Here is a 10,713-nt window from a genome sequence, read left to right as displayed (position 1 = left end):
CTGGGGTGCGTGCATCGCAAGGCGGAGGATTGAGCCATGGTGATGGACGACAACGCCGCGAGGTGCGTGCCCCAGCCCCGTGACGCCGCCCCCCATTGCCGGTCGGTCTAAGGGCTGTCCCGTCATCCCTGGCGGGCGCGCGGCGTCAGCTACGGCACCTCGCCGCGTTGTCGGAACGTCCGAATACATCCAGTATTCCGAATACATCCAGTATGCGGACGCCCTTCCGCCTTGCGATGCACCGCATCCGACGCCGCGCGCTGTTCCGCCAGGGATGACGGGACAACCCTTAGTTCAGGTGTTTCAGGCGCGCGTCTCCTTGTCGAGATGGGCGAACACCACCACGTTGTCCTTGTAGTCCTTGGCTTTCCTGTCATAGTTGCCGCCGCACGTGATCAGGCGGAGCTGGGCGGACCGGGTGTCGGCGTACACCCGCTTGTCGGGGAAGTTCGCCTTGCTGAAGGTCTCCACCGAGTCGACCTTGAACGAGGCGACGCTGCCGTCCGCCCTCGTGATGTCGACCGTGGCGCCCGGTTTCAGGAACTGGAGCTGCAGGAACACCGCCGGGCCGGTCGTCGTATCGACGTGACCTGCGACGATGGACGCGCCGCGCTCACCGGGCGTCGCGCCGTCCTTGAACCAGCCCACCAGGTTCTTGTCGTTGGGGGGCGGGGCGCCGAGCTGTCCGGTCGGGCCGATGGACAGGGGGGTGAAGGGGGCGTCGACGGCGATCGTCGGGATCTGGAGCCGCTTCGGCTTGGAAGGGGGCATGGACAGCCCCTGGAGGGAAGCGGAGGCCGAGGGGGCGGCGGAGGCCGAGGGGGCGGCGGAGGCTGGGGGGGCGGCTGCCGGGGCTCCGGGAACGCCGGGCCCGGGGACGGCGGGTGCGAGCACCGCGGGGGTGGTCAACGGCTTGTTGTCGTCCGAGACGCCGAGGGAGTTGTAGATCAGGAGCAGGCCCAGCCCTGCCGCTGCTGCGGGCCAGAGCAGGGCGCGGCCGATGGCGGGGGAGCCAGGCCGGGAGGGGGTGGAATCGGACGACTGCGGGGCGGCCATGGGAGCGTGCCTTTCTTCTGTCCTTCTTCTGTGTGGCATCAGTCAGTTGGTGCTCGGTCAGCCGGCGGAACCGGGGAAACGCAGCCGCCGCGACCGCCGCCCCGGGGGACGGCGACCGCGACAGCTGCGCGAGATCAGCGGTTCAGTTCGTTCAGGCCACCGCGCCGCCCGTGGCCTGACGGCGGCGCATCTTGTATGCACCGACGCCGAGCCCACCGATGAGCAACGCCGAACCGGCAGCCAGACCGCCACCGGTCACCGCGGTCCCGCCGCCACCGGCGTGGACGCCACCGCGGGGCTTGCCGCCCTGGTCGCCGCCGTAGCCGCCCTGGTCGCCGCCCTGGCCGCCGCCGTAGCCGCCCTGGTCGCCGCCGTAGCCGCCCTGGTCGCCGCCCTGGCCGCCGCCGTAGCCGCCCTCGTCGCCGCCCTTGTCGCCGCGGTCGTCTCCGCCCTTCTTCGAGTGGTCGCTGGAGTCGTTGCCGGGCTGCCACTCCTTGGCCACCGTCATGGCCATGGCGCCGCCACCGGTGTGGACGCCGCCGCGGGGCTTGTCGCCCTTGCCGCCGTGGTGGCCCTTGTCGCCCCAGCCGCCCTTGTCGCCGTGGTCGCCCTTGTCGCCCTTGTCGCCGTGGTGGCCCTTGTCGCCCTTGTCGCCCTTGTCGCCGTGGTCGCCCTTGCCGCCCCAGCCGCCCTTGTTGCCGTGGTCGGGGCGGCTGCCCTCGTCGCTGCCCTCGTCGTCGCCGCCACCGCCGCCATCGCCGCCGTCGCCGTAGCCGCCTTCGTCGCCGTTACCGTAGGAGTCGCCGTCGTCGCCGGCCACCGTCATGGCCATGGCGCCGCCACCAGTGTGGACGCCGCCGCGGGGCTTGTCGCCCTTGCCGCCCCAGCCGCCCTTGCCGCCGTGGTGGCCCTTGTCGCCCCAGCCGCCCTTGTCGCCGTGGTCGCCCTTGTCGCCCTTGTCGCCGTGGCCCCCCTTGTCGCCGTGGTCGCCCTTGTCGCCCTTGTCGCCCCAGCCGCCCTCGTCGCCGCCGCCGTCGCCGCCGTCGTCGCCGTAGCCGCCTTCGTCGCCCTTGTCGCCGTGGCCCCCCTTGTCGCCCTTGTCGCCGTGGCCCCCCTTGTCGCCGTGGCCCCCCTTGTCGCCGTGGTCGCCCTTGTCGCCCCAGCCGCCTTCGTCGCCGCCGCCGTCGTCGCCGTAGCCGCCTTCGTCGCCCTTGTCGCCGTGGCCCCCCTTGTCGCCCTTGTCGCCGTGGCCCCCCTTGTCGCCGTGTTCGCCGGGGCCCCCCTTGTCGCCGTGGTCGTCTTTGCGGTCGCCGCCGCGGCCGCCGTGGTCGTCGCTGCTGGAGGAGGAGCCGCCGTCCCAGTCATCGGTCAGGGTGATGGCATGGGCAGCAGGAGTGGTGATGGCGAGGACCGCGGTGATCGCGGCCGAAGCGAACAGTGTGCGGGCAGAGCGCATCTGAACACATTCCTTTCGACGCGACTGCGATGAGTGACGGGCTGTCGACTCAAGGTGACGCAGTTGCGACGTGATCCACCGTTAACCGGAATGCGACTCGGCGCCATCGGGAAACTGTGCATTGGAGCTACGCCCTGGGCTCTTCGGGTGGCGAATTACCGATAATCACCCATCGGACTGCATATCATGGCGTAATCAGGTTTGGCGCCGCAGACCCACCCGTTTGCTGACACTTCCTCATGGTGACGCGCCGTGCGATCGGGGCGGCGAGACTCTCGCGGTCGGCTCGAACCCGCTTGCAGCGATGGTTGGTTGGCGATGTCCTGTACGCAGCTGATCGCCTGGGGGTGTCCTCCGCGTCACTCAAGAGGCCCTGCAGGGCCAGTGCGAGGAGCGGCGCGCGTGGCACGCAGGAGAGATAACGCGCCCTCTCGGGCGACCTCCGGACCTGCGCGGCTCCCGTTCCGACCCGATGCAGGGCATCCTTGGCAGCCGCACACCACTGCCCGCAGGGAGTCAGTGCACCGTTGACCACCGCTGATCTCGCACACGAGCAGGGCCATCTCGACATGCTTCACGCCCGCGTGAAGGCCCTCCGGGGCCATGCCCGGCGGCAGCTGACCGCCGTGCTGCGGGAGACCGGCGGGACCCGGCAGGGGCGGCTGGAGCCGCCCGCTACGCCGGGCAGGTCGCGCGGTACGACGCCGCCGAGAACGGGCTCTGCTTCGGGCGCCTCGACCTGCGCGACGGCGATAGGCGCTACATCGGGCGCTTCGGGCTGCCCGCCGAGTCCGCCGCCGACGACCCGCTGCTGGCCTGGCGCGCGGCGAAGGCGGCGGCCGCACCGGACGACGGCCGGCCGGCGGTGATCGTCCGCGACGCACGCCGCGACGAACTGGGCGCCGCGGTCGCCGAGGCGGTCCCGGGAACGGTGTACGGGGACGAACCCGACCTGGAGAACCGGGTGGTGGTGCTGGGCGTCCGGCAGTCGAAGGGGCTGGAGTTAGAGCCTGTCGGGTGACCTCTGATCGGGCGGCCACGCCCTGGCACGCACGCTTCCCGCGTTGCCGAAATGCCCTAGTAGCTCCTTCCCCAAGCTCTCAGCTTCGTTCGAGCAGGGGAGACCCCATCCGAGGGCCTTCCGGCGCCTTGGAATCGCACGCACCAGACCGCGTCCGCTATCCGATCGAAGGTCACCCGACAGGCTCTTAGACCGACCGGCATGTCGGGCCCGGCCGGCGATCGAGCTCCGAACGCCCACCGGACGACCCGGTCCCCATGCCCCCGCACCCCTAATTCAGCAAGGCCCGCGCCGCCCGCGCCCGCCCCCGAACCATCTCCGCCGCCGTCGGCTCCACCGCTTCCACCAGCTCCGCGTACTCCTCCATCTCCTCGGCCCCGCGAACGAACTCCCCGCTCTGTACGAGCAACTGCGCCCGCTCGTAACGCAGCCGCGCCGGATGTGAGGGCAGCAGCAGCGACAGGTCCACCGCCCACAGCGCCACTCGCGTGCACTCCGGGCGGGCCGCCGCCCACGCCCTGATGTTGTTCAGGATCCGCAGCACGATCTCCAGCGGCCGGGCCGGCACCAGCATCGACGGCTCGAGTGGTGCCCCGGTCGCCCCCGTCACCAGAAGCTGTGCGTCCTGGCCGGTCATCGGCCTGCCGCCGGCGAATGGGTCGGCCAGCACCTGTTCCGCCGGATCGCCGAACCCGACGACGAAATGACCCGGCAGCGCCACCCCGTACACCGGAGCGCCCGCGCGCCGAGCCACCTCGATCCACACGACCGACAGCAGGATCGGCAGCCCGCGCCGGCGCCGCAGCACCTCGTGCAGCAGCGAGGACCGCAGCCGCTGGTAGTCCGTCGATGAGCCCTCGAACCCGCACCGTTCGCCGAGCAGTTCGGCCAGCGCCGAGGCCCAGGCGCGCCCGCCCCGTACCCCGTACGGAAGCAGTCCCGCCAGCCGGTCCAGTTCGATCTGCGCAGCGTCGATCCCGTCCGCGTCCAGCGCCGGGTCGGCCTCCGCGGCCAGCAGCAGGCAGAGCAGCGCGAGGTCGGGGCGTTCGGCGCGGGCCTCCTCGGCGAACTGTCGGCGTGGGTTCAGCCCAGGGTTCATGGGGGACATACTCCTGCCCCTACGCGGACCGGAAGTGGTGGTACAGGTGATGGGTCACGAACCCCATCCGGTCGTACAGCGCACGTGCCCCCTCATTGTCCGCCTCCACCTGCAGCCACGCCGCCGACGCACCCTCGTCCAGCGCCTGCCGGGCCAGTGCGGTCATGACGGCGGAGGCCAGGCCCCGCCGCCGGTACGCGGCATCGACCTCGACGGCCATGAAGCCCGCCCAGCGCCCGTCCACGACACACCGTCCGATCGCGGCAGGCGCGTCGCCCGCCGCGTCACCCGGCACGGTCGCGAACCACACCGAGGGCCCGCTGCCCAGCACCTTCAGTACATGCGGGCCCGGAGTGCCGAAGCGCTGGTACCGGGAGAGCCACGCCTCGTCGATCCCCCGGCTCAGCCGCACCTGCGCGACGTCCGCGTCCAGATCTCCGATCGGCGCCAGAGCCGCGATCCGCACCTGCGCCGTGACCTCGCGCCGCCACTTGTGCTCCTCCAGCTCCGCGCACAGATTCTCCTGTGTGCCCTCCGCGCCCGTCGCGGTCTGGATGTACGCGGGCAGCCCGCGGTCCTCGTACCAGCGCTCCACCCGCGCGAGCGCCTCGTCGAGCGGCACCCCCGGATCGCCGAGCGGCAGTACGGAGTTGGCGCGCCGGGTGAACCCCTCCGCCGCGCGCAGCTGCCAGTTGCCGAGCGGTTCGCACTCCACCGGCTGCCAGGCGCGGGCACAGACGCGGGCGAGTTCGGCGAACGTGGCCGACGGACCCCGGCGCCGGGCCGGCGCGGAGGGGACGACCTTGCCCGCCACCAGCGAGGATTCCGCGATGTGGACGGATTCACCGCTCTTCGGTGTGATCGACAGCACATGGTTGTTCCAGGATGTGAGAACCCCTACGGTGTCGGTGAATTTCCAGCCCGCCGCGCCGTCTTCCGAGCGACGTCGGACTGATACCCGTTTGCCCACGTCAGCCGGGGTGATCCGGACCTCAGCCCGTCCGCTGATGGTGAATTCCACAGCTCTCTCCGCCCCTCCTGTTCGGTTCGTGCTCAGGAACGGAGATACTAGATGCGGGCATCGACGACGCCGCGCTCCCGCGCGAGAGCCAACGCCCTACCGAGGAGGAACGACAGCGTGACCTACGTCATCGCGCAGCCTTGTGTCGACGTAAAGGACAAGGCCTGCATCGAAGAGTGCCCCGTCGACTGCATCTACGAGGGCCAGCGGTCCTTGTACATCCACCCGGACGAATGCGTCGACTGTGGAGCCTGTGAGCCGGTCTGCCCGGTCGAGGCGATCTTCTACGAGGACGACACCCCGGAGGAGTGGAAGGACTACTACAAGGCGAACGTCGAGTTCTTCGACGACCTCGGTTCGCCGGGTGGTGCCTCCAAGCTGGGTCTGATCGAGCGCGACCACCCGTTCATCGCAGCATTGCCGCCGCAGAACCAGTAACCAGCGGCCAGCACGTGCGCCACCCCGGTCCCGTACGGCTCGTCACCGTGCGGGACCGAGGTGTTTTCCGGTCCGGGCCGCAGGCAGACTCGGCGCCGCACGAACCACCCGAACCATCCTCGTCACCCTCGTACGAGAAAGCAGAGAGCCGTGTCCGCAGCAGTCTCCTCCCGCCTCCCGGTCTTCCCCTGGGACAAGCTCGCGCCCTACAAGTCGACCGCTGCGGCCCACCCGGACGGCATCGTCGATCTTTCCGTCGGCACGCCCGTCGACCCGGTGCCGGAGCTGATCCAGCAGGCGCTCGTCGCCGCCGCGGACAGCCCTGGCTATCCGACGGTGTGGGGGACGACCGAACTCCGCGACGCCCTCACCGGCTGGGTGGAGCGGAGGCTCGGCGCGGTCTCCGTGGCGCACGAGAACGTGCTGCCGGTCGTCGGCTCCAAGGAACTCGTCGCCTGGCTGCCGACCCAGCTCGGCCTCGGCGCGGGCGACAAGGTGGCGTACCCGCGGCTCGCTTACCCGACGTACGAGGTGGGTGCCCGGCTCTGCGGCGCCGAGCCCGTCGTCTACGACGACCCCACCGAGCTCGACCCGGCCGGACTCAAGCTGCTCTGGCTGAACTCGCCGTCCAACCCCACCGGCCGGGTCCTGTCCAAGGACGAGCTGATCCGGATCGTGGCCTGGGCGCGCGAGCACGACGTCCTGGTCTTCAGCGACGAGTGCTACCTCGAGCTCGGCTGGGAGGCCGAACCGGTCTCCGTGCTCCACCCCGATGTCTGCGGCGGCACGTACGAGGGCATCGTCGCCGTCCACTCCCTCTCCAAGCGTTCCAACCTCGCCGGATACCGCGCGGCGTTCATCGCGGGCGACGCGGCCGTCCTCGGTGAACTGCTGCTGATCCGCAAGCACGGCGGGATGATGACGCCCGCCCCGGTCCAGGCCGCCACCGTCGCGGCGCTCGGAGACGACACGCACGTGGCTGAGCAGCGGACCCGGTACGCGGGCCGGCGTACCGCGCTGCGGGCGGCGCTGGAGGGCCACGGCTTCCGGATCGAGCACAGCGAGGCGAGCCTCTACCTGTGGGCGACCCGCGACGAACCCTGCTGGGACACCGTGGCGTACCTTGCGGAGCTCGGCATCCTGGTGGCGCCGGGCGACTTCTACGGACCGGCGGGCGACCACTTCGTACGGGTGGCGTTCACGGCGACGGACGAACGTGTGGCAGCCGCGGTCAAGCGGCTGTCCTGACCCCGTACCGGTCAGGCGCGAGGGCCTCGGGAGTACGTACTTCCGAGGCCCTCTTGCATGTCCGGTACGGGGTCAGACGATCGGCAGGCTCTGGGTGGGCAGGCCCTGCGTCGTCGGCAGAGCGCCACCGGCGAGACCGCCGGTCGGCAGACTGCCCTTGGTCGCCGCACCGGTGGCCCCGCCGACCAGCCCACCGGCGTTGCCCGCGGCCTCACCGGCGACCTTCTGCGCGGCGGGGGCGGCCTTGCTGCCCGTGCTGCCGACGGTCTTGCGCGCGGCCGGGACGGCCGTCCCGACGATCTTGCCGCCGGTGGTACCCGCGACCTTGGTGCCCTGCTCGGACGCGCCGTCGAGGGTCTTGCCGAGACCGGCACCGTCGACGGTCGTCAGACCGCCGAGCTCCGGGGCCTGCGGGAGCTCCGCGGCACCTGCGGCGCCGGCCGCACCGACCACGGGGGCTGCGCCCGCCGCGATCAGCAGCGCGGCACGGGCGATCCGACGGGTCAGGGGGAGGGACATGATGCTCCTTCGACGGGATGTGGAATCTGTCTGTCCGTTGACCGGACGCAGTGACAACCGTCTTGGGGGCGGGGGAGGTTGCGGTGGACCGAAGTAAAGAGTCGGTAATGCGTCACATAATCCACAACGGAGGAACCCGGGCAAACATTGCATTCCCCAAGCGCCGGATGGGTCGTCACTTCCCTTTGCCTGCAAGGGAATTGGCGCATGAAGTGGAGGGTGTCGGAGGCGTCTGGTGACGGCAGCTTCCGGACGGGCTGGATGGCCCCTGCGGGGGATCCTTCGTACTGGTGTACCTCCCGACAAGTTTTGCCCCGTCGCGCCGCCCGGCACGCCCGCTCGCCGCGTTGGCCACAAGTCCTGGTAGCTCCTTCCCCAGGCTCTCAACTTCGTTCGAGCAGGGGAGACCCCACTGGGGGACTTCCGGCCGCCTTGCGATCGCACGCACCGGACGACGCTCCCCAGGGGGCAGACACTGCCGGTCACGGCACTAGCGAACGAGCTGTATACGGACGTGTGCGGTGCCTGATTCCTCACGGTCCGTCCGCCAGCCCGACCCGGTCCTCCACACCCGGCCCGCGTACGCGACCTCGTCGATGCCCAGCGATTCGGCCTGCGCCACCGCCCAGTGCGCGAGCTCCCAGCCGCGCTGCGCCCTGCCGCCGTCCCCGGTGGTCCGCGCCGCCTTCACCGGCACCGGCACCGAGACCGTGCCCGCAGCCGCCGCCCCGCCCGACACCCCGTCACCCGCCTTGCCCGAGGGGGGCAGCACACCCTTGCCGAAGGCCCGTACCAGCGCCGACCGCACCTGTGCCGCATCGGCGGGCCCCGCTGCCGTCTGCGTCGGCGTGCAGGTCAGCGCGGCGGGCGTACGGCCGGTCAGCGCGGCGGACAGCAGCGCGGCATCCGGCTCGTGCTTCGCGTACGCCTGCGGGAAACCACTGCGCTGCACCCGCTGCGCGGCGACCGTCAGCGGCAGCCGCGAGTAACCGGGGACCTCGGCCAGATGCTGGTAGAACATCCCGGCCGAGTAGACCGGGTCCAGGATCTGCTTCTCGGTGCCCCAGCCCTGCGAGGGGCGCTGCTGGAACAGTCCCAGCGAGTCCCGGTCGCCGTGCGAGATATTGCGCAGCCCGGACTCCTGCAACGCCGTCGCCAGCGCGATCGTCACCGCACGCTCAGGCATCCCGCGCGTGGTGCCGACCGCGGAGATCGTCGCGGCGTTCGCGGCCTGCTCCGGGCTCAGCCGGTACGTACGTCCCCGGCCCGTCGAACCGTCGGCGGACTGCACGGTGCACCGCTCGACCCCCTTGTTGCCCGAAATGTAGTGAACGGTCAGATAGCCGGCCAGGGCCACGAGCACGGCAAAGGCCGCCGCGATACGGAAGAGGCGGCTGCGGCCGGTGTGTCGGCGGGCGGAGGAGGGGGTCCGGGGCACGCGCCCACCGTACTGGAGGGCCCGGCCGGGGCCGAGGGCGAAGCCCCTCAGGGGCATTCCTTCCGGATCGTGCCGGGCTCGCGGGGTCCCCGATCACGCCCGATCCGAAAGAAAGTCCCCGGGCCCGCCCGGCGGATCAGGGCCGGACAGGCCTTAGGGTCGGGGCCATGCCCGAAAGCACCCTTGACCTCACCCTGGACGGCCCGGCCCTCACCGCCCGCCTCGTCGACTTCCCGTCGGTCAGCGGGGACGAGAAGGAGCTGGCCGACGCGATCGAGACGGCCCTGCGCACGCTCCCGCACCTGACCGTCGACCGGCACGGCAACAACGTCGTGGCCCGGACGAACCTCGGCCGCGACGAGCGCGTCGTACTCGCCGGACACATCGACACCGTGCCGATCGCCGACAACGTCCCGTCCCGGCTCGACGAGAACGGCGTGCTGTGGGGCTGCGGCACCTCCGACATGAAGTCGGGCGTCGCCGTCCAGCTGCGGATCGCCGCGACCGTGCCCGAGCCCAACCGCGACCTCACCTTCGTCTTCTACGACAACGAAGAGGTCGCCGCGCACCTCAACGGGCTCGGCCATGTCGCAGACGCCCACCCCGACTGGCTGGCGGGCGACTTCGCCGTCCTCCTCGAAGGGTCCGACGCCCAGGTCGAGGGCGGCTGCCAGGGCACCCTGCGGGTCTTTCTCCGTACGGAAGGGGAGCGGGCGCACTCCGCGCGCAGCTGGATGGGGTCCAACGCCATCCACGCCGCCGCCCCGATCCTCACCCGCCTCGCCGCCTACGAACCGCGCCGGCCGGTCATCGACGGGCTGGAGTACCGCGAAGGCCTGAACGCCGTCCGCATCGAGGCCGGCGTCGCCAACAACGTCATCCCGGACGCCTGCACCGTCGTCGTCAACTACCGGTACGCCCCCGACCGCAGCCCCGAGGACGCCCTCGCCCACGTCCACGAGGTCTTCGCGGACTGCGGCGTCGTCGAGTTCACCGTCGACGACCACTCCGGCGCGGCGATGCCCGGCCTCTCCCACCCGGCGGCCAAGGCGTTCGTGGAGGCCGTCGGCGGTGCCGCGAAGCCGAAGTTCGGCTGGACGGACGTCTCCCGCTTCGGCGCGCTGGGCGTCCCCGCCGTGAACTACGGGCCCGGTGACCCGGTCCTCGCGCACAAGCGCAACGAGCACGTGGCGGTCGACCGGATCACCCACTGCGAGGACCGGCTCCGCTCCTGGCTCACCAGCTGACCCACGGCATTCCCCTGCCCGTAACCTCCATCTCTTGATCTTCGCGGGGAATCCCGGCGTTTACGCCGGGAGGGAATGCGATCCGTGGGGCGGAGGTGCGGAGCGCCGGAGTGATCTGCGCCGTTGTCGGTGGGGCCCGCTGTGTTGATCAGGAAAGCCGAAGGGGGTGG

At 71.2% G+C, this 10,713-nt stretch carries 10 protein-coding genes; 4 read left to right on the top strand and 6 right to left on the bottom strand.

The genetic code is table 11. The features are described from left to right. Positions 1–303: 303 nt before the first annotated feature. Complete coding sequence (locus ACWD6R_RS38095; RefSeq protein WP_451822945.1) at positions 304–1,056, bottom strand: class F sortase; 753 nt, start codon at positions 1,054–1,056, stop codon at positions 304–306. 151 nt (positions 1,057–1,207) lie between these two features. Then, a complete protein-coding gene (locus ACWD6R_RS38090) occupies positions 1,208–2,512 on the bottom strand; it encodes a hypothetical protein (RefSeq protein WP_451822944.1) in 1,305 nt (434 codons plus the stop codon). Positions 2,513–3,377: 865 nt separating this feature from the next. On the opposite strand from ACWD6R_RS38090, the gene ACWD6R_RS38085 reads away from it, so the two are divergent. After that, complete coding sequence (locus tag ACWD6R_RS38085; protein WP_451822943.1) at positions 3,378–3,533, top strand: hypothetical protein; 156 nt, start codon at positions 3,378–3,380, stop codon at positions 3,531–3,533. A gap of 271 nt (positions 3,534–3,804) precedes the next feature. Here ACWD6R_RS38085 and ACWD6R_RS38080 read toward each other — a convergent pair whose 3' ends face one another. Both ACWD6R_RS38080 and ACWD6R_RS38075 read right to left on the bottom strand, forming a co-directional pair. Beyond that, entirely contained in the window at positions 3,805–4,641 is an 837-nt protein-coding gene (locus ACWD6R_RS38080; RefSeq protein WP_451822942.1) for a transglutaminase family protein, read from the bottom strand. A gap of 10 nt (positions 4,642–4,651) precedes the next feature. Then, a complete protein-coding gene (locus ACWD6R_RS38075) occupies positions 4,652–5,653 on the bottom strand; it encodes a GNAT family N-acetyltransferase (protein ID WP_451822941.1) in 1,002 nt (333 codons plus the stop codon). 117 nt (positions 5,654–5,770) lie between these two features. Here ACWD6R_RS38075 and fdxA point away from each other — a divergent pair, with 117 nt between their 5' ends. Next, positions 5,771–6,091, top strand: a complete 321-nt coding sequence (gene fdxA, locus ACWD6R_RS38070; protein WP_037688837.1) for a ferredoxin — start codon at positions 5,771–5,773, stop codon at positions 6,089–6,091. Positions 6,092–6,241: 150 nt separating this feature from the next. Beyond that, entirely contained in the window at positions 6,242–7,339 is a 1,098-nt protein-coding gene (locus ACWD6R_RS38065) for a bifunctional succinyldiaminopimelate transaminase/glutamate-prephenate aminotransferase (RefSeq protein WP_451822940.1), read from the top strand. Between the two features lie 72 nt (positions 7,340–7,411). On the opposite strand, the gene ACWD6R_RS38060 is transcribed toward ACWD6R_RS38065, so the two are convergent. Both ACWD6R_RS38060 and ACWD6R_RS38055 read right to left on the bottom strand, forming a co-directional pair. Next, on the bottom strand, positions 7,412–7,858 hold the full coding sequence (locus tag ACWD6R_RS38060) for an ATP-binding protein (protein WP_451822939.1): 447 nt from the start codon (positions 7,856–7,858) through the stop codon (positions 7,412–7,414). A 490-nt stretch (positions 7,859–8,348) separates the two neighbouring features. After that, positions 8,349–9,296: a hypothetical protein gene (locus ACWD6R_RS38055; RefSeq protein ID WP_451822938.1), complete on the bottom strand. Its 948-nt coding sequence runs from the start codon at positions 9,294–9,296 to the stop codon at positions 8,349–8,351. A gap of 167 nt (positions 9,297–9,463) precedes the next feature. Between ACWD6R_RS38055 and dapE the strand changes: the two genes are divergently transcribed. Next, the gene (gene dapE / locus ACWD6R_RS38050) at positions 9,464–10,543 is read left to right on the top strand and encodes a succinyl-diaminopimelate desuccinylase (protein WP_451822937.1); all 1,080 of its coding nucleotides are present in this window, start codon (positions 9,464–9,466) and stop codon (positions 10,541–10,543) included. Positions 10,544–10,713 lie beyond the last annotated feature (170 nt).

This window comes from Streptomyces sp. NPDC005151 (genome assembly GCF_053599875.1).
The sequence above is the reverse complement of the archived record's forward strand: the minus strand, read 5'-3'. Positions and strand labels throughout refer to the sequence as shown.